This is a genomic window from Hephaestia mangrovi (genome assembly GCF_019880555.1).
GTDB classification, from domain to species: Bacteria; Pseudomonadota; Alphaproteobacteria; order Sphingomonadales; family Sphingomonadaceae; genus Sphingomonas; species Sphingomonas mangrovi.
This window is the reverse complement of record NZ_JAINVU010000002.1, coordinates 496920-521272: the sequence shown is the minus strand read 5'-3', so window position 1 is coordinate 521272 and position 24353 is coordinate 496920. Positions and strand designations below refer to the sequence as shown.

General features: G+C 67.3%; 20 protein-coding genes and 1 pseudogene. 13 read left to right on the top strand and 8 right to left on the bottom strand.

Annotated elements, in window-relative coordinates:
• Positions 1 to 17: 17 nt before the first annotated feature.
• Entirely contained in the window at positions 18 to 1841 is a 1824-nt protein-coding gene (gene glmS / locus K7G81_RS06335; RefSeq protein WP_223029887.1) for a glutamine--fructose-6-phosphate transaminase (isomerizing), read from the bottom strand.
• Complete coding sequence (glmU, locus tag K7G81_RS06330; protein ID WP_223029886.1) at positions 1841 to 3199, bottom strand: bifunctional UDP-N-acetylglucosamine diphosphorylase/glucosamine-1-phosphate N-acetyltransferase GlmU; 1359 nt, start codon at positions 3197 to 3199, stop codon at positions 1841 to 1843. Before glmU ends, glmS begins: the two co-directional genes overlap by 1 nt.
• A 76-nt stretch (positions 3200 to 3275) precedes the next feature.
• Here glmU and K7G81_RS06325 point away from each other — a divergent pair, with 76 nt between their 5' ends.
• Positions 3276 to 3956 (top strand): HAD-IA family hydrolase, encoded by a 681-nt coding sequence (locus K7G81_RS06325; RefSeq protein WP_223029885.1) that lies wholly within the window; start codon positions 3276 to 3278, stop codon positions 3954 to 3956.
• Here the strand turns inward: K7G81_RS06325 and K7G81_RS06320 are convergent.
• The 4 genes from K7G81_RS06320 to K7G81_RS06310 are packed head-to-tail and all read right to left on the bottom strand — an operon-like array spanning position 3941 to position 6534.
• A complete protein-coding gene (locus tag K7G81_RS06320) occupies positions 3941 to 4987 on the bottom strand; it encodes a nucleotidyltransferase domain-containing protein (RefSeq protein ID WP_369412046.1) in 1047 nt (348 codons plus the stop codon). The genes K7G81_RS06325 and K7G81_RS06320 overlap by 16 nt on opposite strands.
• The gene (locus tag K7G81_RS17730; RefSeq protein WP_369412045.1) at positions 4984 to 5844 is read right to left on the bottom strand and encodes an HprK-related kinase A; all 861 of its coding nucleotides are present in this window, start codon (positions 5842 to 5844) and stop codon (positions 4984 to 4986) included. The genes K7G81_RS06320 and K7G81_RS17730 overlap by 4 nt, the downstream gene beginning before the upstream one ends.
• Complete coding sequence (locus tag K7G81_RS06315; RefSeq protein ID WP_223029883.1) at positions 5841 to 6116, bottom strand: HPr-rel-A system PqqD family peptide chaperone; 276 nt, start codon at positions 6114 to 6116, stop codon at positions 5841 to 5843. The genes K7G81_RS17730 and K7G81_RS06315 overlap by 4 nt, the downstream gene beginning before the upstream one ends.
• Positions 6117 to 6126: 10 nt before the next feature.
• Positions 6127 to 6534 carry a hypothetical protein gene (locus K7G81_RS06310; RefSeq protein WP_223029882.1) on the bottom strand — a complete coding sequence of 136 codons (408 nt, stop codon included), beginning with the start codon at positions 6532 to 6534 and terminating at the stop codon, positions 6127 to 6129.
• Between the two features lie 101 nt (positions 6535 to 6635).
• Here K7G81_RS06310 and K7G81_RS06305 point away from each other — a divergent pair.
• The 8 genes and pseudogenes from K7G81_RS06305 to K7G81_RS06275 all read left to right on the top strand — a co-directional run.
• Positions 6636 to 7820: pseudogene (locus tag K7G81_RS06305) on the top strand (ATP-binding protein); the annotation flags it as partial.
• A 69-nt stretch (positions 7821 to 7889) separates the two neighbouring features.
• On the top strand, positions 7890 to 8606 hold the full coding sequence (phoU, locus tag K7G81_RS17725; protein WP_255586752.1) for a phosphate signaling complex protein PhoU: 717 nt from the start codon (positions 7890 to 7892) through the stop codon (positions 8604 to 8606).
• An 11-nt stretch (positions 8607 to 8617) separates the two neighbouring features.
• Entirely contained in the window at positions 8618 to 9310 is a 693-nt protein-coding gene (phoB, locus tag K7G81_RS06300; RefSeq protein ID WP_223029881.1) for a phosphate regulon transcriptional regulator PhoB, read from the top strand.
• A gap of 126 nt (positions 9311 to 9436) precedes the next feature.
• A complete protein-coding gene (locus K7G81_RS06295) occupies positions 9437 to 9760 on the top strand; it encodes a hypothetical protein (protein ID WP_223029880.1) in 324 nt (107 codons plus the stop codon).
• Between the two features lie 123 nt (positions 9761 to 9883).
• A complete protein-coding gene (locus K7G81_RS06290) occupies positions 9884 to 10783 on the top strand; it encodes an SDR family NAD(P)-dependent oxidoreductase (RefSeq protein WP_223029879.1) in 900 nt (299 codons plus the stop codon).
• Positions 10784 to 11121: 338 nt separating this feature from the next.
• A complete protein-coding gene (locus tag K7G81_RS06285; RefSeq protein ID WP_255586668.1) occupies positions 11122 to 12276 on the top strand; it encodes an efflux RND transporter periplasmic adaptor subunit in 1155 nt (384 codons plus the stop codon).
• Positions 12277 to 12282: 6 nt separating this feature from the next.
• Complete coding sequence (locus K7G81_RS06280; RefSeq protein ID WP_223029877.1) at positions 12283 to 15459, top strand: efflux RND transporter permease subunit; 3177 nt, start codon at positions 12283 to 12285, stop codon at positions 15457 to 15459.
• Positions 15459 to 16913 carry an efflux transporter outer membrane subunit gene (locus K7G81_RS06275; protein WP_223030156.1) on the top strand — a complete coding sequence of 485 codons (1455 nt, stop codon included), beginning with the start codon at positions 15459 to 15461 and terminating at the stop codon, positions 16911 to 16913. Before K7G81_RS06280 ends, K7G81_RS06275 begins: the two co-directional genes overlap by 1 nt.
• 6 nt (positions 16914 to 16919) lie before the next feature.
• On the opposite strand, the gene hutC is transcribed toward K7G81_RS06275, so the two are convergent.
• Both hutC and K7G81_RS06265 read right to left on the bottom strand, forming a co-directional pair.
• Complete coding sequence (gene hutC / locus K7G81_RS06270; protein WP_369412044.1) at positions 16920 to 17621, bottom strand: histidine utilization transcriptional repressor HutC; 702 nt, start codon at positions 17619 to 17621, stop codon at positions 16920 to 16922.
• Positions 17614 to 18969, bottom strand: coding sequence for a formimidoylglutamate deiminase (locus K7G81_RS06265; RefSeq protein WP_223029875.1), 1356 nt, complete (start codon positions 18967 to 18969; stop codon positions 17614 to 17616). The genes hutC and K7G81_RS06265 overlap by 8 nt, the downstream gene beginning before the upstream one ends.
• Positions 18970 to 19158: 189 nt before the next feature.
• Here K7G81_RS06265 and hutI point away from each other — a divergent pair, with 189 nt between their 5' ends.
• The 4 genes from hutI to hutU are packed head-to-tail and all read left to right on the top strand — an operon-like array spanning position 19159 to position 24348.
• Positions 19159 to 20358, top strand: a complete 1200-nt coding sequence (hutI, locus tag K7G81_RS06260; protein ID WP_223029874.1) for an imidazolonepropionase — start codon at positions 19159 to 19161, stop codon at positions 20356 to 20358.
• Entirely contained in the window at positions 20355 to 21887 is a 1533-nt protein-coding gene (hutH, locus tag K7G81_RS06255) for a histidine ammonia-lyase (RefSeq protein ID WP_223029873.1), read from the top strand. Before hutI ends, hutH begins: the two co-directional genes overlap by 4 nt.
• Positions 21884 to 22690, top strand: a complete 807-nt coding sequence (gene hutG, locus K7G81_RS06250; RefSeq protein WP_223029872.1) for an N-formylglutamate deformylase — start codon at positions 21884 to 21886, stop codon at positions 22688 to 22690. Before hutH ends, hutG begins: the two co-directional genes overlap by 4 nt.
• Complete coding sequence (hutU, locus tag K7G81_RS06245; protein WP_223029871.1) at positions 22687 to 24348, top strand: urocanate hydratase; 1662 nt, start codon at positions 22687 to 22689, stop codon at positions 24346 to 24348. The genes hutG and hutU overlap by 4 nt, the downstream gene beginning before the upstream one ends.
• Positions 24349 to 24353 lie beyond the last annotated feature (5 nt).

The following is a 24353-nucleotide window of genomic DNA, read 5'->3' as shown; positions in this document are numbered from 1 at the left end:
CGGGCGGGCGCGTCACCTCATTCGACGGTCACCGACTTGGCGAGATTGCGCGGCTGATCGACATCGGTGCCCTTGGCGACCGCGACGTGATAGGCGAGCAGCTGCACCGGAATCGCATAGACGATCGGCGCAATCAGCGGGTGGACCTTGGGCATCTCGATCGTCGCGATCGTCCCCTCGCCTGCCTGCGCGATGCCCTCGGCGTCCGAAATCAGCACCACTTGCGCGCCGCGCGCCTGCGCTTCCTGCATGTTGGAAACGGTCTTGTCGAACAGCGGCCCGGATGGCGCGATGACGATCAGCGGCACGGCATCGTCGATCAATGCGATCGGCCCGTGCTTCATTTCACCCGACGCATAACCTTCGGCGTGAATATAGCTGATTTCCTTGAGTTTCAGAGCGCCTTCCAGCGCCATCGGATAATCCGGCCCGCGCCCGAGATAGAGCACGTCACGCGCCTGCGCGATCGCCGGCGCCATCGCCTCGATCTCCTCGTCATGCGCCAGCGCCGCGCTCATCGCCGCCGGCACCTCGACCAGATGGCGGACGATCTCGCGTTCCTCGTCCGCGCTCAGCCGCTCCTTGGCCCGAGCGAGGTTGACGGCCAGCGCCGCCATCACCGCGAGCTGGCAAGTGAACGCCTTGGTCGACGCGACGCCGATCTCGGGCCCGGCATGAGTCGGCAGCAGCAGATCGACCTCGCGCGCCATCGAACTGGTCGGCACGTTGATGATCCCCGCGGTCGTCACGCCCGACGATTTCATGTGGCGCAGTGCCGCCAGCGTATCGGCCGTCTCGCCTGATTGCGAAATGACGATGCCCAGCGTGTTGGGCAGCAGCACCGGATCGCGATAGCGGAACTCGCTGGCGACATCGACCTCGACCGGCAGCCGCGCGAACTGCTCGATCCAGTATTTGCCGATCATGCCGACATAGCTCGCGGTGCCGCAGGCGACGATCGCCACGCGTTCGACCGAGCCGAGATCGAATTCCATGTCGGGCAGCGCGACCACGCCTTCGAGCGGCCGGATATAGCTGCCGAGCGTTTGCGCGACGACCACCGGCTGCTCGTATATCTCCTTCTGCATGAAGTGGCGGTGATTGCCCTTGTCGATCAATTGGCCGGACGCACCCGAGTGGACGATCGGCCGCTCGACTGGATTATTGTCGCGATCGTAGATTTCGACGCGCTCGCGGCTCACCGCGACCCAGTCGCCTTCCTCGAGATAGGCGATCCGCTGGGTGAGCGGAGCCAGCGCCAGCGCGTCCGAGCCGAGATAATTCTCGCCATCGCCATAGCCCACCGTCAGCGGCGCGCCCAGCCGCGCGCCGATGATCACGTCGGGCTCGGTCAGCACCATCACCGCGAGCGCGAATGCGCCATGGAGACGCGGCAGCACCACCGCAACCGCCTCGCGCGCCGGCACGCCCTTCTCAACCTCGCGCGCGATCAGGTGCGCTACCACCTCGGTATCGGTCTGGCTGGCGAAGGTACGGCCATCGGCGATCAATTCGTCGCGCAGCGGCTTGAAATTCTCGATGATCCCATTGTGGACGATCACCACGTCGCCGACGATATGCGGATGCGCATTGTCCTCGGTCGGCGCACCATGCGTCGCCCAACGAGTGTGCGCGATGCCGATATCGCCGGCGAGCGGTGCCTCGATGAGCCGGGCGGCGAGGTTCCTGAGCTTGCCCTGCGCGCGACGGCGATCGAACGCGGCATGATCGATCGTGCAGATGCCCGCCGAATCGTAACCGCGATATTCAAGCCGCTTGAGCCCATCGAGCAGCCGATCGGCCACCGCTTCTTTGCCGACGATTCCGACGATCCCGCACATCAGGCCTGTCCCTTGTCCTTCTTCGCCCGCATCCGCTCGCGAAAGCGCGCGGCCCAGCCCGGCTTCTGTTCCTGCGATCCGCGCGCCACCGCCAGCGCATTGGCTTCGACGTCGCGCGTCACCACGCTGCCGGCGCCGACGATCGCCCCGTCCCCGACGCTGACCGGCGCGACGAGCGCGCTGTTCGAGCCGATGAACGCGCCGGCGCCGATCTTCGTCCGATACTTGAAGAAGCCGTCGTAATTGCAGGTAATCGTTCCGGCACCGATGTTCGCTCCCGGCCCGACTTCGGTATCACCGAGATAGGTCAGGTGATTGGCCTTGGCGCCATGGCCCAGCACCGCCTTCTTCATCTCGACGAAATTGCCGACCCGCGCGCCGACCCCGACCTCCGCGCCGGGCCGCAGCCGGGCATAAGGACCGATATCGGCGCCGTTCGCCACCGTCGCACCTTCAATATGGCTGAAGGCGTGGATTGCCACGCGGTCGCCGATCGTCACGCCGGGACCGAACACGACATTGGGCTCGATCGTCACATCGCGGCCTAACGTAGTGTCCCAGGCGAACCACACCGTCTCGGGGGCGACAAGCGAAACACCATCGGTCATCGCGCGTTCGCGCCGCGCCGCCTGCCAGCGCGCCTCGATCCGCGCCAGTTCGGCGCGGCTGTTCACCCCGGCGACCTCTTCGGCGTCCGTTTCGATCACTGCCGAACGCCGCCCATCGGCAGCCGCCAGCATGACGATATCGGGCAGATAATATTCGCCGGCCGCATTGTCGTTGCCGACGCGGGCGAGCAGACCGAACAGGTCGCTGGCGCGCGCCGCCATCAGGCCCGAATTGCACAAGGTTTCGGCGCGTTCCTCGGGGCTTGCGTCCTTGAACTCGACCATCTTCGCAATGCGGCCATCGGCATCGGCGATCACGCGCCCATAGGCGCCCGGATCGGCGGGCCGGAACCCGAGCACCACTGCCGCCGGTCTATCGTCCGCATGCAGCCGCTCGATCATCCGCTGCAACGTCCGGGGTGTCACCAGCGGCACGTCACCGTAAAGCACCAGCACATCGCCCTCGAACCCATCGAGCGCGCGCTCCGCCTGACGCACCGCGTGGCCCGTGCCAAGTTGCTCTTTTTGCTCGACAGTCGCGACGCCAAGTGGCGCCACCGCCGCCTCTACCTGCTCCCCCGCCGCGCCCGTGACGACGATCGTGCGCGCCGGATCGAGCGCCGCGACACTATCGAGCAGGTGCAACAGCATTGGCCGCCCGGCGATCGGGTGCAGCACCTTGTGGAGATCGGATTTCATCCGCGTCCCCTTGCCCGCGGCAAGCACGATCGCGGCGACAGGCTCGGTCATCGGCACTCCCTCATCGCGCTCGCCCTGCCATGATTGTCTTGCCATTTCCATAGCGTCACTGGCAGGCAGACGGACGATGCCCGATTTTCCCTTCGATCTCGTCGGTTTCGATCTCGATGGCACATTGGCCGATTCGAGTGCCGACCTCGCCGCCGCCGTAAACCATGTCCTCGCCTCGCTCGGCGCGCCGCCGCTCGCGGTCGCGCAGGTGCGGCGCAACATCGGCGGCGGCGGGCGGCGGATGCTGGCGCGGAGCCTGGCCGATTCGGGCATGACCGCGCCGAACCCGCTCGATTCGCTCTATGACCGGATGATCGATTATTACACCGTGCATATCGCCGATGAGACGCGACCTTATCCCGGCGTCACCGATACGCTGGCGATGCTATCCGAGGCTGGTGTCGAATTGGCGGTGGTGACCAACAAGAGCGAGCAACTCGCCGCCCGTTTGCTCGACGCGCTCGGCCTTGCCGATCGCTTCGCCACGGTGATCGGCGGCGACAGCGTTGCCAAGGGCAAGCCCGCGCCCGATCCGCTGATCGAGATGCTGCGCCGCTGCGCCGCCGGTCGCGCCGCATTCGTCGGCGATTCGGAATTCGACATCGCCGCGGCGAAAGCGGCCAGCTTGCCCTGCGTCGCCGTCAGCTACGGCTATCCGGGCAAGCCCGTTGCGGAACTCGGCGCCGATGCGGTGATCGACGATTTCGCGGCTTTGCCCGAGGCGCTATGCGCCATCGCCGTTCAGACCGGGCGGTAGCCCTTACGCCACTTGGTCCATAGATGCCGCGCGAGCATCGCCGGCGGCATCCGCAGCCAGTGCGAGCGGAGATAGAAGGCAAATCGGGTGCCCCTTCGCGTCGGCCGCCCCCAGCCGTTGCGCGCGAACAAGCGGCGGCGGTAGAGTCGATCCGAAAGCCGGTCATCGAGAGGCACACGGATCGGCGAGCGGTAGGCTCGGACGGGAGTCCCGTAGAGCTGCCGGGCGAGTCGAAACGCCCTTCGCACGACCGTCAGAAGGCCGTGCCGATGCGCCCGCTCGTAGACTGACAAGCAGAAATCTTCGTCCCGCCCACCAAATTCACGGCACAGCCGATCGATATCCCACAAATTGCGCATCCCGCCGGCAAGGTCGCCATCGGCAAAGAGGTGCGCCGCGGCGTGGCAGATCATGTCCTCCGGCGACAACACGCGCAGCCCGTTTTCCAGCACGATACTATCCGCGATCATCGCTTCGGGGTCTGGCGTAATGCGCGCCGTGAGCGGCAGGATCGTATGATGGACATCGATCATCCGATCACGCTCGCGATGGATCAGGGGCGGCAGTTCGTGCATCCAGCGGCGGTAATAGGCGTCGTCATAGGGATCGGGCTTGACCCATTCCCACCCGGAGGAGAGCAGCGCGCGCTCGACCGCGTCGAGGCTCTCACGCGGCACCAGGATGTCGAGATCGCCGATCGATCGCCCCTCCCCGGCCGCCAAGCCGGCGGCGACATAAGCGGTCCCCTTGAGCAGCACGATCGGCGCCTCGACACCCACGAGCGCCCGCCGCGCGGCCTCGGCTTCCCACAAGGCGGCGCGGCGCTGATCGGCGGCAGACGCACGGGCGTCCTCGAGGATGCGTGCCACCGCAGGCGGCATAGCTGCTCCGGCGAGGCGCTGCGCCAGCGTGCCGATCAACTGCTCTGCTCGCGCCATCGCGATCAGGGCCGTCCAGCCGTCAGCGTCGAGCGGCTCGAGGCTGGCCGGATCGCGCAGCGCGCGGGCAAGCAAGGCAGCGTCGGGGCTCACAGGGCGTTCCACAGCGCCTCGACCTGCTGGATCGCGGCCTCGGCATTGGGATAATCGATTGCGCGCGCCGGCACGTCTCGCACGACGCGCGTCATAGCATCGAAGCCGCGTTCGCCCAGCGCGACATAATTGGTCGAGGCCTGCGTCAGCCGCACGAATATTTCGCTCGGCCCCAAGTCTCGCTGAGCGATAGCGAAGCCGAAGCGCGGAAACAGCAGCAGTGCTGGTTGCGCCGGCTCGTCCATACGCGCCACGGCTTGTGGGTCGGGCACAAGGTGCCGGATGTCCCCCTTCGGCGTTCCAGCAAGCAGCGGCCCGAATCGCGCCTGTGGAACGGCATCGCCAACCACGCCGATCGCCGCGTTCTTCAGGCTGACGAGGCGGGGAAAGGCGTGAACCATCCCCGTCGCCGGGTCGATCAGGGCGAACTCGTCGCCCATCAGCCGCCATCCGCGCGCACCAAGCAATGCGGCGAGCGTCGACTTGCCCGCCCCCGACAGCCCGGTCATCAGCACCGCGCGGCCCTCGCGCTCGACGGCGGAGGCATGGAGCAGCAGATAGCGCCGCTGACCCAGCGCCATCTGCAGGTTCATCGCCATCTCGGCCGCAAGCAGCCCCTGCGAAAGCGGCAACGGCGCCGCGTCGGGCAGGACGAAATCGCCACCCAACGTCACCGCAGGGCGCAACCAGCGCCGCCACGGCCGTGCCGCGAACAGCCGCACGGTGAAATCCGGCACGCCGTTTTCCGGGGCGGGATAACCGGCATAAAGGCGTTCGAGCTCGGCGATTGGCGCGCGCCAATCCGATCCGACGCGAAAGCCGGCCGGGCCGATACGCACCTGGAAGATGTGTCTCACGCGGTTTCGACCAGTCCGGTCGCGACCAGTTCGCCAAGGCGCGCGTCGAGCGCTTCCGCACTCGCATCTCCCAGATCGAACTGGGCGCCGAGGCAGGCGAGCAGTGCATTGCGCGTCAGCACATCCTCGCTAAGCAGTGCCAGGATCTCCGGCGCCGGCGCAGTGACGAGGTGAGTCAGCCCGGACGGACGGTGAAAAATCACGGTGAAATCGTCGAGTGGCACGATCCGCAGCGCGTCCGCCGCCGCCGCCCGATAGAGGCGCTCGGCCACGCCGCTGCGCTCAGCCGCGCGGCATCTGCAACGAGGCGAAGCAGGTGAAGCCGCTGGTCCCCGATTGCAGGCGGCGGATGTATTTCACATAGGCCTGGTTTTGCTCGTAGGTCGTACCGGGCAATTGCCCGCCGGCAAGCGCATTCTTCACGTCCTGGCCCTTGAACGCCAGCGATGCGGGCGGGAAGGCGCCGGGCGTGCCCGCCGGCACCACCGATCCGTCCGCGGCGATATAGCTGCCTGCACGACCGGCGTCGGGCACCGGGATCTCGCAATTGATGACGGAGGCCTGGGTCTGCGCCAGCGCCGGGCGGATCGATACCACCGCGGATGCGCCGACCGCACCAAGCATCAGGGCACGGCGACGGGTCGTGCCTGCGGCCTCGTCGGCCGGTCGATCGCTGGTCTCGTCGGTCATCGCGGCACCATCCTGTCGTCTTTGCCCTTTCATATTCGTAAAGCAGGCGCAAGATCGTGGTCGGGCCTTCCGCCCGGCAAAGCCATGGGACTCGGATCAGAATGACACAATTTGCCGCTCCACGGCCGATTTGGGCGCTTGCCGCGACGATAGCGATCGCCGCGCTATCAGCATGGCTGTTCGGCTGGGGCGTCGCAGCGGGTGCACTGGCGGGGGGCATCGTCACAATTGCCGTGATCTTCTCGCACCGGCGCGCCGAACCTTCCAGCGAGACAGCGCCGTCATCACCGATCGAGCCGCCCAGCACCACCGCCCCGGTGATCGAGGCGATTGCCGAACCCGTGCTGATGGTCGCGGGCAACCGCGTGATCGAAGCCAACGCGGCTGCCCGCGCGCTGCTCGGCGATCACATCCTGGGCGAGGATGTTCGTCTCGCCATCCGTCATCCCGCCGCGACCGAGCGGCTGGCCGATCTCGGCGGCGATCATGGCGGCGAGGGTATTTCGCTGATCGGCCTCGGCACTCGTGACCAGCGTTGGGAAATGCGCGTGTCGCCAGTCGAGAACGGACGGCGCATCGTCCAACTGATCGATCGCACGGGCAGCTACGCTGCGGAACGGATGCGCGTCGATTTCGTCGCGTCGGCGAGCCACGAACTCAAGACCCCCCTCGCCTCGATCCTCGGTTATGTCGAAACGCTGTCCGAGCCCGAGGCCGGTGGCGATGCCCGGCTGCGCGACCGCTTCCTCAAGGTCATGTCCGGCGAGGCGTCGCGGATGCAGCGACTGGTCGACGACCTGCTGTCACTATCGCGCATCGAGGCCGAGAAATATGCGCAGCCGACCGGCTCGGTCGATATCGCCGCGTTGACGGATGCGGTCGTGCGGGAATTGAGTGAAGGTGGTGACGAGCGCAGCAACGATCTCGTGCTCGATGTCACCAACGACCTCGCCCCGGTCCACGGCGATCGGGTGCAATTGTCGCAGATGCTGCACAATATCATCGGCAATGCCATGAAATACGGGCGCGCGGGCACCCCCGTCACCATCTCGATCGCCCAGCCCAAGCCCGCCATGGTGCGCGTCACCGTTGCCGATCAGGGCGAAGGCATCGCGCCCGAACACGTACCGCGCCTCACCGAGCGTTTCTATCGCGCGGACCCCGGCCGCAGCCGGGCAGTCGGCGGCACCGGATTAGGCCTCGCTATCGTCAAGCACATCGTCGAGCGGCATCGCGGCCGGCTCGACATCGCCAGCGTCCGCGGCATGGGCACCACCGTCACGGTGCTGCTTCCGATCGGCGCGGCGGATGAGGTGTTGTCATCAAAACGTCATGACTCCACGGCATCGGCGCCCTTGGTCGAGTCGGCGGTTGCACCTGCCGACGCCGACGATGCCGATCCCGATATCGGCGAGTTGAGGGGGCTGATCGCCGAAATGGGCGGACTTGCCGAAGCTGCGCTGGACGCATCCGTCGATGCGCTGGTGCGCCACGATCTGAAGGCCGCGCGAGGCGTGATCGCCGGTGACCGTCGCGTCGACGCGCTGGAAAGCCAGGTCGAGCGGCTTGCAATTCGCCTGATCGCGCTTCGAGCGCCGACCGGCGGCGATCTGCGCGAGGCGGTTGCCGCGCTCAAGATCGCCGCGGTGGTCGAACGGATCGGCGACTATGCCAAGAACATCGCCAAGCGCGTGCCCGCGATCGACGCCGGCGCGATCGAGCCGATTGCGATGCTGCCGGCGATGGCGCGAATGGCGGGCGGCCTCGTCCATGACGTGCTTGATGCCTTCGCCGCGCGCGACGCCGCAGCCGCGATCGACGTTGCTGAACGCGATCGTGCGGTCGATGATTTCTATGACGGCCTGTTCCGCCTGCTCGTCACCTACATGATCGAGAATCCGGAGAGCATCGGCCAGGTTGCGCACCTGCTGTTCATCGCCAAGAATCTCGAACGCGTCGGCGATCATGCTACCAACGTTGCCGAGATGGTCCATTACGCCGCAACCGGCGCGCACATGCCCGAGCGCGAACGCGGCGCCTCGCCGATCCCCCCGATCGAGCGGATGCATTGAAGGAGAAGCCCATGTCCGCCGCCCGAATGTTGCTTGTCGAGGACGATGCCGCGCTTGGCGAGCTGCTCACCTATCATTTCGAGCGCGAGGATTTCGAGGTGCGCCACACCGCCGATGGCGAAGAGGCTCTGCTGATGGCGCGCGAGGCGGCGCCCGACATCGTGCTGCTCGACTGGATGATCGAGGGCCTGTCCGGCATCGAGGTCTGCCGCCGCCTGCGCCGCATGCCCGAAACCGCCAATGTGCCGATCATCATGCTGACGGCGCGGGGCGAGGAGGAGGATCGCGTCCGCGGCCTGGAAACCGGTGCCGACGATTACGTCACCAAACCGTTTTCCCCGCGCGAGCTGGTCGCGCGCGTCGGCGCGGTGCTGCGCCGCGTCCGTCCCGGCCTTGCCGGAGAGACACTGAGCTATGCCGATGTCGAGATGGACACGGTCGGCCACAAGGTGCGCCGCGGTGGCGAGGTGCTGCCGCTCGGCCCCACCGAATTCCGTCTGCTCAAGCATTTCCTCGAACATCCCGGCTGGGTGTTCTCACGCGAGCGGCTCCTGGATGCGGTATGGGGCCACGACGCCGATATCGAAGCGCGGACGGTCGACGTCCATATCCGTCGCCTGCGCAAGGCAATCAACCGCGACGGCCGCCCCGATATCATCCGCACCGTCCGCTCCGCCGGCTACTCGCTCGATTCGGGCGCGTAGCCGCCGAACGAGGCCGCGTGGCGAAAAAACGGAATCGCCAGCGCAACGAACCAGCAAGACATGCGTTTCTCCCCCGCGCGCAACCCAGACGGGTCGCGCACGAAATAAAAGCTCGAGGAGTAAGGCATGAAGCTCATCCTTTTCGCCGCGGCCGCCGCGATCGCCGTCCCGGCCATCGCGCAGACCACCGACGACACGACGGCGCAGGACCAGTCGATGGCGCCGACCACCGCCGCCGCACCCGACGCTTCGGCGGCCGAGCAGGCAGGCGGCTATCAGCCCGCGACCCCGCCGATGTCGCAGCCGGCGACGCCGGGCGCGACCGTGACCTTCCAGCCCTCGGTTTCGCCCGATCAGGCGTTCCCGCCGCCGCCTGCGATGGATCACTATCCCATCTGCAAACGCGGCCAGACCGACAAGTGCATGGAGCCGGGCGGCGGCCGCAAGTAAGCGGTGCTTCCGCATCATTGAAAAAGGCGCGGGCGGCTCCGGATCGTCCCGCGCCTTTTCGTATGCGCGGCGATCGGCTAGAGCATGACGTGAACGTCAACCTGCCCATCGAGGATCCGCGCCATGACCATCCGTTTCGATAACCGCGTCGCCATCGTTACCGGCGCCGGCGGTGGCCTGGGGCGCACCTATGCGCTCGACTTGGCGAAACGCGGTGCCAAGGTGGTCGTCAACGACCTCGGTGGCGCGCGCGACGGCACCGGTCATTCAGATGCGGCGCTGAAGGTCGTCGAGGAAATCGAGGCGGCCGGCGGCGAGGCGATGTCGAACGGCGGCAGCGTCACCGAATATGACCAGATGGTCGAGATGGTCGCCAAGGCCAAGGAACGGTGGGGCGGCGTCCATATCCTGATCAACAATGCCGGCGTGCTGCGCGACAAGAGCTTCGCCAAGATGGAGCCGGCCGATTTCGAATTCGTGGTGAAGGTTCATCTGTTCGGTTCCGCCAACTGCACTAAGGCGGTGTGGGAAACGATGCGCGAGCAAAGCTATGGCCGCATCCTGATGACGGCATCGTCGACCGGCCTCTACGGCAATTTCGGCCAGGCCAATTACGGTGCCGCGAAGCTCGGCCTCGCCGGCCTTACCAAGACGCTTCACCTCGAGGGCGCGAAATACAATATCCGGGTCAACACGATCGCGCCCGTCGCAGGCACTCGGATGACCGCCGACCTGTTCCCCGAGCAGGCGTTCGAGGCCTTCGCGCCCGAAAAGGTCGCCCCAGCCGCCGTTTACCTGGTATCGGAGGACGCGCCGAGCAACGCCATCGTCGGCGCCGGCGCGGGTGTGTTCCAGAGCGCGTATGTCACGCTGACTCCTGGCGTCGCGCTCACGGGTGATGCCTGCACGCCCGAAGGCATTGCCGACCGTTGGCGCCAGATCACTGACCGGACGGGCGAGATCGTTCCGCAGTCGGGTGCCGAACAATCAATGCTGATCATGAAGGTGCTACAGGGTAGCTGACGGGTCATCGAGCGCCGCAGCGCGGGAAATTCGGCCGCCAGCCCAAGCCGGCGCGCTGCGACAATTTGCGACAAATGCCGGCTGGACAAGCATCGAACAACCCGATTAAGCCGGCCCGAGTTTCGTTCGGTCGAACAAAAACCGCCTTCGATCGGGCGGTTGGCTCCGTCAAAGAGGGACGTCCAAGCGGCGTGACGGTCGCCAGACATGAACGGTAATCCAGGCTGTGAAATCGATCGGCGAATGTCGGGGGGTTTCAAGGCCTTTCGGTAAGGAACCCGATCATCCTGTTCGCGGCATCTTTGACCCTCCGACAACGGACGATATTGATGCTCTGGATGCGCGGGGCAGCGGCCGGCGTGCTGCTGTCGCTCACGGCATGCGGCAGCGGCAAGCCCCAACACGACCAAGCCGCGCCCGAGGCGGGCTATGTCGTCGTTCAGCAATCGAGTGTCCCGCTGACGATCGAGCTCGGCGGACGCACGTCGGCCTATCAGCAATCGCAGGTGCGGCCGCAGGTTTCCGGCGTCATCCGCAAGCGCTTCTTCACCGAGGGCTCGATCGTCCATAAGGGCCAGCCGCTCTATGAGATCGACCCCAGCCTTTATCGCGCCAGCCTCAATCAAGCGCAGGCCAACCTCGCCAACGCCGAGGCGACCGCGGCAGCCGCCAAGATCAAGGCCGATCGCTACAAGCCGCTCGCCGACGTACAAGCCGTGAGCCAGCAGGATTATACCGATGCCGCCGCCGCCGCGCGCGAAGCGGCAGCCGCCGTCCAGCAACAGAAGGCGGCGCTGGAAACGGCGCGGATCAATCTCCACTACACCACGGTTCCCGCGCCGATCACCGGCCGCATCGGCCGCTCGCTGTTCACCGAGGGCGCGCTCGTCACCGCCAACCAGACCGATCCGCTCGCCGAAATCCAGCGGCTCGATCCGATCTATGTCGATATCCAGGAATCGGCGAGCGATCTGCTCAAGCTACGTCAGTCGCTGGCGACCAACGGCGTCGTGCCGGCGGAGGCAAGCGTCCGGCTGAAGCTCGATGACGGCAGCGATTATGGTCAGGTCGGCAAGGTCGAATTCTCCGAAGCCGTGGTCGATCCCGATACCGGCACGGTGACTCTGCGCGCGCGCTTCGCCAATCCGCAGGGGCTGCTGCTTCCCGGCATGTTCGTCCGCGCCGAATTCGCCCAGGCGGTCGATCCGCACGCGATCCTTGTGCCGCAGCAGGGCGTCGCGCACGATCCCAAGGGCAACGCGACGGTGCTGGTCATCGGCCCCGGCAACAAGGTCGTGCAGAAAACCGTCACCACCTCGCGCACCCAGGGAACCGACTGGGTCGTCACCGGTGGCCTGCAGCCCGGCGACAAGGTCATCACCCAGGGCTCGCTCAACGCCACGCCCGGCACCGTCGTCCGGCCGGTGCCGGCCAGCTCGCCGCAGGAGATCGGCGGCTCGGGTAAAGACGGCACCAGCAAAGCCGCGAGCTGACGGCGCGTGCTTTCCCGGATCTTCATCGAACGACCGATTTTCGCCTGGGTCATCGCGATCATCATCATGATGCTCGGCGTCGGCGCGATCTACACGCTGCCCGTCGAGCAGTATCCCGATATCGCGCCGCCACAGGTCAACATCCGCGCGACCTATCCCGGTGCGTCGGCCGAAACGCTGGAAAACAGCGTCACCCAAGTGATCGAGCAACAGCTCACCGGCATCGACGGCCTGCTCTATTTCGAGTCGACCTCCAGCTCGCGCGGCCAGGTGTCGATCAGCGTCACCTTTGCCAAGGGCACCGATCCCGACATCGCCCAGGTGCAGGTCCAGAACAAGGTGCAGCAATCCCTGTCTCGCCTACCCCAAGAGGTGCAACAACAAGGGGTGCAGGTCACCAAGGCGAATACCGATTTCCTGCTCGTGGTCGGCGTGTACGATTCGACCGATCACGATTCGCGCGAAGACATATCGGATTTCCTCGTCTCCCATTTCCAGGATCCGGTGGCTCGCTTGCCCGGCGTTGGCGAGATCAACGTGTTCGGATCGCAATATGCGATGCGCATCTGGCTGGATCCGGCGAAGCTGCAGAGCTATTCGCTGATGCCGAGCGACGTGATCGCCGCGATCAAGGCGCAGAACGCCGAGGTTGCCGCGGGTGAGGTCGGCGGCCAGCCGATGCCGCAAAGCCAGATGCTCAACGCGACCGTGACCGCGCAGTCGAAGCTGACTACGCCCGAACAGTTCCGCAACATCATCGTGAAGACGCAGTCGGACGGCTCAACCGTGAGGCTGTCGGATGTGGCACGCGTGGAACTCGGCGCCGAATCCTACGGCATCGTCGGCAAGCTCAATGGCCACCCCGGTGCCGGCATCGCCGTCTCGCTCGCACCGGGCGCCGACGCCCTTTCCACCGCAGAGACAGTCAAGAATTATTTCGCCACGCACGCCAGCGAGTTGCCGCCCGGGTACAAATACAATTTCCCGTTCGACACCACCAAGTTCATCAAGCTGTCGATCGACGAAGTGGTGAAGACGTTGCTCGAGGCAATCGTGCTTGTCGTCGTGGTGATGTTCGTGTTCCTGCAAAGCTGGCGCGCGACATTGATCCCGACGATCGCGGTGCCCGTCGTCATTCTCGGCACCTTCGGCGTATTCGCGATCGCGGGCTTCTCTATCAACACATTGACGTTGTTCGGGCTCGTCCTCTCGATCGGCCTGCTCGTCGACGACGCGATCGTCGTGGTCGAAAATGTCGAGCGATTGATGGAGGAAAATCCCGAAATGTCGCCCAAGGAAGCGACGATCGCCTCGATGGGCGAGATCCAGATGGCGCTGATCGCGATCGCCCTCGTGCTGTCGGCGGTGTTCCTGCCGATGGCATTCTTCGGCGGTTCGACCGGCGTGATCTACCGCCAGTTCTCGGTAACGATCGTGTCGGCAATGGCTTTGTCGGTGCTGGTCGCGCTGATCCTCACGCCGGCGCTCACCTCGAATCTGCTCAAGCGCAAGAACGCGGAGAACCAGGGCCGGCTGGCCGAACGGCTCGCTGGCGCGCGCGATTGGTTCAACACCACTTTCGACAATACCGTCCACCGCTACCAAGGCGCGATTGCCAAGGTCGTCGATCGCAAGTGGTTGTTCCTGGTGATCTATCTGCTGGTGGCAGCGGTGATGGTGCTGCTGTTCTTCCGCCTGCCGACCGGCTTCCTGCCGACCGAGGACCAGGGCACGGCGATGGTGCAGTTCCAGCTTCCGCCGGGGGCGACGCAGGGCCGCACCGTGCAGGTCCAGAATGCGATCGAGCGCTATTTCCTGACGCAGGAAAAGGGCAACGTGAAGGCGATCTTCACGATCGCGGGCTCCGGCGGCGGCGGTTCGGGCGGGCAGAACCAGGGCCGCGGATTCGTCTCGTTGACCGATTGGAGCCAGCGCAAGGGCAAGGAAAACAGCGCATCGGCGATCACCGAGCGCGCGACCAAGGCGTTCAGTGGCTTGCGCGACGCGCGCGTCTTTTCGCTGGTGCCGCCGGCGGTGCGCGGCCTCGGCCAATCGAACGGCTTCGAGATGCAGTTCCTCAATTCGGGCGGGCTCAGCCGCGCCGAGTTCGAGGCGGCGCGCGACAAGCTGGTCGCGGCGGCGCGCAAGGATCCGGTGCTTTCCCAGATTCGCCTGGCCGATCTGGAAGACCAGCCGACGCTCCAGGTCGACACGGACAACCAGAAGCTCGCGGTGCTCGGCCTCTCGCAATCGGACGTCAACGCGACCCTCGCGACCGCCTGGGGCGGCACCTATGTCAACGACTTCATCGATCGCGGCAGGGTGAAGCGCGTCTATGTCGAAGGCGACGCCCCCTATCGTGCTGCACCAAGCGACCTTGCCGACTGGTATGTGCGCTCGGCAAACGGGCAAATGGCGCCGTTCTCCTCCTTCTCCACGATTTCCTGGTCGTCGGCACCGCCGACGCTGAGCCGTTTCTCGGGCGTTTCGTCATACGAGATCGATGGACAACCGGCCGCCGGTAAAAGCTCGGGCGACGCGATGAATGAGATCGCCAAGCTCGCCGCGAAATACCCGGGCACGTCGGTCGCGTGGAGCGGCGCGTCCTATCAGGAGCGGCTGTCGTCGGGACAAGCCCCCGTCCTCTATGCCTTGTCGCTGATCGTCGTCTTCCTGTGCCTCGCCGCGCTCTATGAAAGCTGGTCGATCCCGATCGCGGTGCTGCTGGTGATCCCGCTCGGCCTGGTCGGCGCGATCTTCGCGGTGACGCTGCGCGGGCTTCAGAACGACGTCTATCTGCAGATCGGCCTGCTGACGACGATGGGCCTCGCATCGAAGAACGCGATCCTGATGATCGAATTCGCCGAACAGGCCGAAAAGCAGGGCAAGCGCGTGATCGACGCCGCGCTGGAGGCCGCGCGCATCCGTCTCCGTCCGATCCTGATGACGTCGTTCGCGTTCATCTTCGGCGTGTTTCCGCTGGCGATCGCGACCGGCCCCGGCGCCAACAGCCGCATCGCGATCGGCACCTCGGTGATCGGCGGCATGCTGACCGCGACGATCCTTGCGATCTTCTACATTCCCTTGTTCTTCGTGATCGTGCGGCGCACGACCCGAGACGCGCTGTCGCATCTCCATCACGACGATCCGGCGCCGCCGGCCGAACCGGAGGGCTCGGCATGATGACCAAGCGCATCGCGCTCCTGCTGGCAACCGCGTCGCTCACCGCCTGTTCGTTCGAGCCGCATTATGTGCGCCCGGCCGCCCCCGTGCCCGCCTCCTGGCCGCAGGGCGACGCCTATCTCACCAGCAGCGAGGCGGCACTGCCCAGCGTCGATTTCAAGCAGGTGTTCCGCGATCCGCGCCTTCAGCAGATCATCACCAGGGCGCTGGAGAACAACCGCGACCTGCGCGTCGCCGTCGCCGATATCGAACAGGCGCGTGCGCAATATCGCGTCCAGCATGCCGGACTGTTCCCCGAAATCGACGCGACAGGCAGCGGCACCTTCCGCGGCGGTAAGGGCGTCGCCGCCGGCTCGGCGAAGCACAGCTTCTCCGCCGATGTTGGCGCCAGCGCGTTCGAGATCGACCTGTTCGGCCGTGTGCGCTCGCTGAACCATGCCGCGCTCGACCAGTATTTCGCGACCGAGGCGGCCGCGCGCGCCACCCGGCTCAGCCTGGTCGGCGAGGTCGCGACCGCCTGGCTGACCTATGCCGCCGACGCGAGCCTGCTCAAGCTCGCCCGGGATACCGCCGCCAACGCGCGGAAGAGCGTCGAGCTCACCCAGGCGCGCCTCAACGGTGGCATCGCGCCGCGCACCGACCTGCGCCAGGCGCAGACCGTACTCGACACCGCGCTTTCCGACATCGCGCAGCAAAAGACCTATCTGGCGCAGGACGCGAACGCGCTGCAATTGCTGGTTGGCGCACCGGTCGATCCGGCGCTGCTGCCCGACGCGATCGAGCAGGTTGCGCCGACGCTCGGCGCGGTGCCCGCCGGACTCAATTCCTCGATCCTGCTGCGGCGGCCCGACGTGGTGGAGGCCGAATACAAGCTGCGCGCCGCCGACGCCCAGATCGGCGCAGCGCGGGCCGAATTGTTTCCAACGATCTCGCTGACCAGCCTCGCCGGATTCGCCAGCACCGCGCTCAGTTCGCTCTTTACCGGCGGCGCGTTCAGCTATTCGGCAACACCGTCGATAAGCTATCCGATTTTTCGCGCCGGCGCCGGGCGTGCCAATGTCGCCGCCAGCAAGGCCGCGCGCGACGCGGCACTGGCGACCTACGAAAAGGCAATCCAGTCGGCATTCCGCGACGTCGCCGACGCGCTCGCGCGGCGCGGCACGATCGACGCGCAGACCACCGCCGACCGCAACAATGTCGATGCGGCGCAGGACAATTACCGGCTGTCGGACGCGCGCTATCGCGGCGGTATCGACACCTATCTCAACAGCCTCACCGCGCAGCGCACGCTCTACAGCGCACAGCAAACGCTCGTCGGCACCGAACTCGCCGGGGCGACCAATCTCGTCGATCTCTACACCGCGCTCGGCGGCGACGCGACGCTCGACGCCACCGCCAACAGCCCCAGGCCGAGCCAGCCCGAACCCGCCGGATCGCCGATCCCGAACCGTTAGTCGCGGTTATCCGCTGCCGCCGGCGGTCAGCGCGAATCCGCCGGGAAAGACCTGCCGGACATAGGTGATCGTCTGCCCCCCGCGCGACGTCCAGCGCTCGAAGGAAAGGCAGGGCGTGTCGGCCGGCACCGTCAACCGCGGATCGGCGGCGACGGCGGCGATGCGATAGTCGCCCTCGGTCCAGGGCACGTAATCGAGCAGCCAGCGCCCCGGCGCGACGCGGCCGAAGTCGACACCCGCCGCCCGCGGCACTGCGTCGAGATTGATCCAGCGTTCCTCGAGCGCAAACACCCCGTCGCCGTGATGACGGCAGACGATCGCCAGCACCTCGGCCGCACCCTCCAGTCGCGCCACCGCCGGCGCCGCCGCACCGTCGATCCGATCGACCGACAAGGTTTCGAGCCGGTAGCGCGCCCCGGCCGCCTCGACCTGCGCCTCGATATCCGGAATCTCGATCGCCGCCATCTGCCGCCTGGGCCGTGCGACCACCGTGCCGGCGCGCCGCCGCCGCTCGACGAAACCGGCGTCGGCCAGCGCCGACAATGCCCGGTTAACCGTCATCCGCGAGCAGTCAAACTCGACCATCAGCTCATGCTCGGCGGGCACGCGGTCGCCGGGGTGCCAGGCGCCCGACATGATCCGATCCTCGATCACGCTACGAATATGCGCCTCCAGCGAGCGCCCCGCCGCACGGGCCGCCTCACGCACCGGCCAGCCCCGCGACCGCCGCCCGATAGCGCGCCGCCACCGCGTCGCGCGCGATATGCCGCCCACCGCGCACCACATGCCGTCCGCGCCGCCACACCGCGTCGACCATGCCGCGCTGACCGGCAAACACCCAGGCGTCGAGCAGCGCATCGCCCTGCCGCCCCGCGCACGACGGATGCGCGAGATCGAGCGCGACGACATCCGCCGGCGCGCCAATCTCGATCCGTCCGGGGGCGACGCCCAGCGCCTGCGCGCCGCCCGCCAGCGCCGCATCGAACAGCGCCCGGCCGGTCGAGCCCTCGCCCGCCGCCATCACGTTGCGCTGCCGGTGCGCCAGCCGCTGCGAATATTCGAGCGCCGCCAATTCCTGCCCGGCATCGATCAGCACGTTCGAATCCGATCCGATCCCATAGCGGCCGCCCGCCGCGACATAATCGCGCCCGTTGAAAATGCCGTCGCCCAGGCTCGCCTCGGTCAGCGGGCAAAGCCCCGCCACAGCGCCGCTCGTTGCCAGCCGCCGCGTCTCGGCAATGCTCATGTGCGTCGCGTGAACCAGGCACCAGTCCGGCCCCACCGGCGCATGGTCGAGCAGCCACGCCACCGGCCGCGCCCCGCTCCAGGCGAGGCAATCGTCGACCTCGCGCTGCTGCTCGGCGACATGGATATGCTTCGGCCCGTCGCCGCCGATCTCCACCATCGCTGCCAGCGCTTCCGGCCCGACCGCGCGCAAGCTGTGCGGCGCGACGCCGACCACCGCATCCGGCAATCTCGCCAGCGCCCGCGCGCTCGCCGCATGCAGCGCCGCGTATCGATCGAGGTCGTTGACGAACCGCCGCTGCCCCGCGTCCGTCGCCGCACCGCCGAACCCGCCTTGCATGTAGAGCACCGGCAGCAACGTCAGCCCGATCCCGGTGGCGTCCGCCGCCGCGCCGATCCGCGCGCCCATCTCGGCGAGATCGTCATACGGCCGCCCGTCGGGCCGATGATGCAGATAGTGAAACTCGCCGACCCGCACGAAGCCGCTCTCGAGCATCTCGACGAACGCCATCGCGGCGATCGCCTCCAGCGCCTCCGGCCCGATCGCGCCGGCGAAGCGATACATCACCTCGCGCCACGTCCAGAAGCTGTCGTCGCCAGCGCCCCGCACCTCGCCCAGCCCCGCCATCGCCCGCTGAAACGCATGGCTGTGCAGATTGCCGAGCCCCGGCACCGCCGCCCCGAATTGCCGCGCAGCATCCGCCGCAGCATTCGCCTCGACCGCGGCGATCCGCTCGCCGTCAAGCGTCACGCGCACCCGATCCGCCCAGCCATCAGGCAGCAGCGCAGTTTCGAACCAGAGATCGGTCATTGCAGCATCCCTTTACCGCGTTCGTGCTGAGCTTGTCGAAGCACCGCTCTTCCCTTCAACCAAGAAACTGCCCTTCGACAGGCTCAGGGCGAACAGTGGTGTGCGGGCCATTAGAAGGACTGGACGTCACCCTTCTATTATTTGTATATACTTTATCGATCGCTCACCCGCTAGCAGAAAGGCCCTCCGATGCGCTGCGACCGCGTCTGGCACCATGCCCGCCTTGCGACGATGGCCGGCGACGGCCTGGGCGAGGTCGAGCACGGCGTGATCGCCAGCCACAACGGCCGCATCCGCTACGCCGGCCCCGCCGCCGATGCGCCCACCTTCGACGCCACCGAACGGATCGACTGCGCCGGCCGCTGGATCACCCCCGGCCTGATCGATTGCCACACGCACCTGGTTTACGGTGGCGATCGCGCGCACGAATTCGAGTTGCGCCTCGAAGGCGCCAGCTATGAAGAGATCGCCCGTGCCGGCGGCGGCATCGTCTCGACCATGCAGGCGACCCGTGCGGCGACCAAGGCAGAGCTGCTGGCGAGCGCCCTCCCCCGGCTCGACGCGCTGCTCGCGGAGGGCGTCACTACCGTCGAGATCAAGTCCGGCTACGGCCTCGACCTGGCCAACGAAACCAAGCAGCTCCGCACGGCCCGCGCGCTGGCCGACGAACGCGCCGTCCGCGTCGAGACCAGTTTCCTCGGCGCCCACGCCCTGCCGCCCGGCCGCGACGCCGACGATTACATCCGCGAGGTCGTCGATGAGATGCTGCCCGCCATCGCCGACGCCGAACTGGCCGATGCGGTCGATGCGTTCTGCGAGGGGATCGGCTTCACTGCCGAGCAGACCGAGCGCGTCTTCGCCGCCGCCGCGGCGCATGGCCTGCCGGTCAAGCTCCACGCCGACCAGCTCTCCGATCTCGGCGGCAGCGGGCTTGCGGCACGTTTCCATGCGCTGTCCGCCGACCATATCGAATATGCCAGCGACGCCAGCCTCGACGCGATGGCCGACGCCGGCACCGTCGCCACCCTGCTCCCCGGCGCCTTCTACTTCGTCCGCGAGACGAAGCTGCCGCCGATCGAGGGCCTGCGCGCCCGCCACATCGGAATCGCGCTCGCCACCGATTGCAATCCCGGCACCGCGCCGATGACCTCGATCCTGCTGGTGATGAACATGGCCGCGACGCTGTTCCGCCTCACCGTCCCCGAATGCCTCACCGGCGTCACCCGCAACGCCGCCGCCGCACTCGGCCTTGCCGACCAGATCGGCACGCTCGAACCCGGCAAGGCCTGCGACCTCGCGATCTGGGACATCGAGCGCCCCGCCGAGCTGGTCTACCGCATCGGCTTCAACCCCCTGCACCAACGCATCTTCAACGGAGCGCCTACGTGATCCTCACCCCCGGCCAGGCAACGCTCGCCGACTGGCGCGCCATTTATCGCGGCGAGGGCATCGCGCTCGATCCCGCCTGCCGCCCCGACGTCGCTGCCAGCGCCGCGGCGGTCGAACGGATCATCGCCGGCGACGACGCGGTTTACGGGATCAACACCGGCTTCGGAAAGCTCGCCACCGTCCGCATCGCGCATGGGGACCTGGCCCAGCTCCAGCACAATATCGTCGTCAGCCACGCCGCCGGCACCGGCGAACCGATGCCGCGCGATGTCGTCCGGCTGATGATGGCGCTCAAGTTGGCGAGCCTCGGCCGCGGCGCCTCGGGCGTGCGCGTGGAGACGCTCGAGCGGATCGAGGAAATGCTCGCCCGCGACCTGCTCCCCGTCATCCCCGCGCAAGGCTCGGTCGGCGCCTCGGGCGACCTCGCCCCGCTCGCGCACATGGCCGCGGCGATGATCGGCGCCGGCGAAATCCAGCTCGACGGCACGCGCATGCCGGCTGCCGACGCGCTTGCCAAGGCCGGCCTCGCCCCGCTCACGCTCGGTCCCAAGGAGGGGCTTGCCCTCCTCAACGGCACGCAATTCTCCTGCGCTTACGCCCTCGCCGGCCTGTTCGAGGCCGAACGCCTGTTCCACGCCGCACTCGCCACCGGCGCGCTGTCGACCGAAGCGGCCAAGGGCTCCGACACCCCGTTCGATCCCCGCATTCACGGCTTGCGCGGCCAGCCCGGCCAGATCGCGGTCGCCGAGACGCTGCGCGCGCTGTTCGTCGGCTCGGCGATCCGCGCCAGCCACGTCACCGGCGACGAGCGTGTGCAGGACCCCTATTGCCTGCGCTGCCAGCCGCAGGTGATGGGCGCCGCGCTCGACGTGCTGCGCCACGCCGCCACCACGCTCGAAATCGAGGCCAACGGCGTCACCGACAATCCGTTGGTCTTCGCCGGCGAGGACGTCGCGCTGTCGGGCGGCAATTTCCACGCCGAGCCGGTCGCCTTCGCCGCCGACATGATCGCGCTGGCGATCTGCGAGATCGGCAGCATCGCCGAGCGGCGCGTCGCCATGCTGGTCGATCCCGCGCTGTCCGGCCTTCCCGCGTTTCTGACCCCCAAGCCCGGCCTCAACTCGGGCTTCATGATCCCGCAGGTGACCGCCGCCGCGCTCGTTTCCGAGAACAAGCAGCGCGCTTACCCGGCCAGCGTCGATTCGGTCCCCACCTCGGCCAATCAGGAGGATCACGTCTCGATGGCCGCGCACGGCGCCCGCCGCCTGCCCGAGATGGCCGCCAACCTCGCCAGCGTGATCGCCATCGAATATCTCGCCGCCGCGCAGGGCTGCGACTTCCACGCCCCGCTGACCAGCTCCGTCGCGCTGGAGGCCGTCCGCGCCCGCCTGCGCCGCGACGTGCCGACGCTCGACGAGGATCGCTACATGCACCCCGATATCGACGCGGCGCTGGCGATCGTCCGCTCGGGCGCGCTCGCCGATCTGCTCACCGACGCGGCGATCCCGCTGCCGACGGTGACGGCGTGACCGACTGGCTCTCCGTCTCGCGCGGCGACGCCCCGCTGGTGCTCGCCTTCCCGCACACCGGCACCGACATCCCCGTCGACATCGAAGCGCGGCTCGTCTCCCCCGATCTCGCTCGCAAGGACGCTGACTGGTGGGTCGACAAGCTCTACGCCTTCGCCGCCGATAGGGGCGCGACGATGGTTCGCACAAGCATTTCGCGCAGCGTGATCGACGTAAACCGCGATCCCTGGGGCGCGTCGCTCTATCCCGGCCAGGCGACCACCGGCCTGTGCCCCGTCACCACCTTCGACGGCGAGCCGCTCTACCGCGACGGCGAGGAACCCGATGAGGCGGAAATCGACACCCGCAAGGCCCGCTGGTTCGCCCCCTATCACGACGCGCTCGCCGCCGAGATCGACCGCCTGCACAAGGCGCACGGCCGCGTCGTCCTCTACGACTGCCACTCGATCCGCTCGGTGATCCCGCGCCTGTTCGATGGCGCGCTGCCGCATTTCAACATCGGCACCTACAACGGCACCACCTGCGCGCCCGAGTTGGAGGAGCGCGTCGCCGCCGCCTGTGACGCCAGTGCGTTCACCCGCGTCGTCAACGGCCGCTTCAAGGGCGGCTGGACGACGCGCCACTATGGCGCGCCCGATCACGACATCCACGCCATCCAGATGGAGCTCGCCTGTCGCGGCTATCTCGACGAGCCGATCGGCGCCGATCCCGAGCCGTGGCCCGTGCCCTTCGACCCCGAATACGCCCGCCCGATGACCGCGATCCTCACCCGCGTCATCCAAGCCTGCCTGGAGCCTTTATGACCCGCCTCGATAACAGCCGCCACATCGGCGCCCCGCGCGGCCCCGAGCTCAGCGCGAAAAGCTGGCTCACCGAAGCGCCGCTCAGGATGCTGATGAACAACCTCGACGCCGAGGTGGCGGAGAACCCGCAGGAGCTGGTCGTCTATGGCGGCATCGGCCGCGCCGCGCGCGACTGGGAGAGTTTCGACCGCATCGTCGATACGCTGAAGCGCCTCGACGACGACCACACCCTGCTCGTCCAGTCGGGCAAGCCCGTCGGCGTGTTCCGCACCCACAAGGATGCGCCGCGCGTCCTGATCGCCAACTCGAACCTCGTCCCCAAATGGGCGACCTGGGAGCATTTCCACGAACTCGATCGCGCCGGGCTGATGATGTATGGCCAGATGACCGCCGGCTCGTGGATCTACATCGGCAGCCAGGGCATCGTGCAGGGCACCTACGAGACCTTCGCCGAGATGGGCCGCCAGCATTTCGGCGGCGACCTCACCGGCAAATGGCTGCTCACAGCCGGCCTCGGCGGGATGGGCGGCGCGCAGCCGCTGGCGGCGGTGATGGCGGGCGCGTCGTGCCTCGCGATCGAATGCCAGCCGAGCCGGATCGAGATGCGCCTCAAGACGCGCTATCTCGACAAGCAGGCCCACGACCTCGACGAGGCGCTGGCGATGATCGACGACGCGACGCGATCGGGCAAACCCACCTCGATCGGCCTGCTCGGCAATGCCGCCGAAATCCTCCCCGAGCTGGTCCGCCGCGGCGTCCGTCCCGACATGGTCACCGACCAGACTTCGGCGCATGATCCGCTCAACGGCTACCTCCCCGCCGGCTGGACGCTCGACCAGTGGCGCGACGGCCGCGAGCGCGACCCCGCCAAGGTCGAAGCCGCCGCCAAGGCCTCGATGAAGACGCACGTCGAAGCGATGCTCGCGTTCAAGGCGCAAGGCATCCCGACGGTCGATTACGGCAACAACATCCGCCAAGTCGCGTTCGACGAAGGCCTCGACGACGCGTTCGGCTTCCCCGGCTTCGTGCCCGCCTACATCCGGCCGCTGTTCTGCCGCGGCATCGGCCCGTTCCGCTGGGTCGCGCTCTCCGGCGATCCCGAGGATATCTACAAGACCGACGCCAAGGTGAAGGAACTGCTCCCCGACAACGCGCACCTCCACCGCTGGCTCGACATGGCGCGCGAGCGGATCGCGTTCCAGGGCCTGCCGTCGCGGATCTGCTGGGTCGGCCTGGGCGATCGCCACCGCCTCGGCCTCGCGTTCAACGAGATGGTCGCGAGCGGGGAGCTCAAGGCCCCCGTCGTCATCGGCCGGGACCATCTCGATTCCGGCTCGGTCACCAGCCCCAATCGCGAGACCGAGGCGATGAAAGACGGCTCCGACGCCGTCTCCGACTGGCCGCTCCTCAACGCGCTGCTCAACACCGCCTCGGGCGCGACCTGGGTCTCGCTGCACCATGGCGGCGGCGTCGGCATGGGCTATTCGCAGCACGCCGGCATGGTGATCGTCGCCGACGGCTCGGACGATGCCGCCCGCCGTCTCGAACGCGTGCTGTGGAACGATCCCGCCTCGGGCGTGATGCGCCACGCCGACGCCGGCTACGACATCGCAATCGATTGCGCGCGCGAGCACGGGCTCGACCTGCCATCGTTATGAAAAAA

Excerpts from the sequence above, each read along its gene's own strand:
- glmS (WP_223029887.1), bottom strand. The coding sequence starts at position 1,841 with ATGTGCGGGATCGTCGGAATCGTCGGCAAAGAAGCGGTGGCCGATCGG.
- glmU (WP_223029886.1), bottom strand. The coding sequence starts at position 3,199 with ATGACCGAGCCTGTCGCCGCGATCGTGCTTGCCGCGGGCAAGGGGACG.
- K7G81_RS06325 (WP_223029885.1), top strand. The coding sequence starts at position 3,276 with ATGCCCGATTTTCCCTTCGATCTCGTCGGTTTCGATCTCGATGGCACA.
- K7G81_RS06310 (WP_223029882.1), bottom strand. The coding sequence starts at position 6,534 with ATGACCGACGAGACCAGCGATCGACCGGCCGACGAGGCCGCAGGCACG.
- phoB (WP_223029881.1), top strand. The coding sequence starts at position 8,618 with ATGTCCGCCGCCCGAATGTTGCTTGTCGAGGACGATGCCGCGCTTGGC.
- K7G81_RS06295 (WP_223029880.1), top strand. The coding sequence starts at position 9,437 with ATGAAGCTCATCCTTTTCGCCGCGGCCGCCGCGATCGCCGTCCCGGCC.
- K7G81_RS06290 (WP_223029879.1), top strand. The coding sequence starts at position 9,884 with ATGACCATCCGTTTCGATAACCGCGTCGCCATCGTTACCGGCGCCGGC.
- K7G81_RS06285 (WP_255586668.1), top strand. The coding sequence starts at position 11,122 with ATGCGCGGGGCAGCGGCCGGCGTGCTGCTGTCGCTCACGGCATGCGGC.
- K7G81_RS06275 (WP_223030156.1), top strand. The coding sequence starts at position 15,459 with ATGACCAAGCGCATCGCGCTCCTGCTGGCAACCGCGTCGCTCACCGCC.
- K7G81_RS06265 (WP_223029875.1), bottom strand. The coding sequence starts at position 18,969 with ATGACCGATCTCTGGTTCGAAACTGCGCTGCTGCCTGATGGCTGGGCG.
- hutI (WP_223029874.1), top strand. The coding sequence starts at position 19,159 with ATGCGCTGCGACCGCGTCTGGCACCATGCCCGCCTTGCGACGATGGCC.
- hutU (WP_223029871.1), top strand. The coding sequence starts at position 22,687 with ATGACCCGCCTCGATAACAGCCGCCACATCGGCGCCCCGCGCGGCCCC.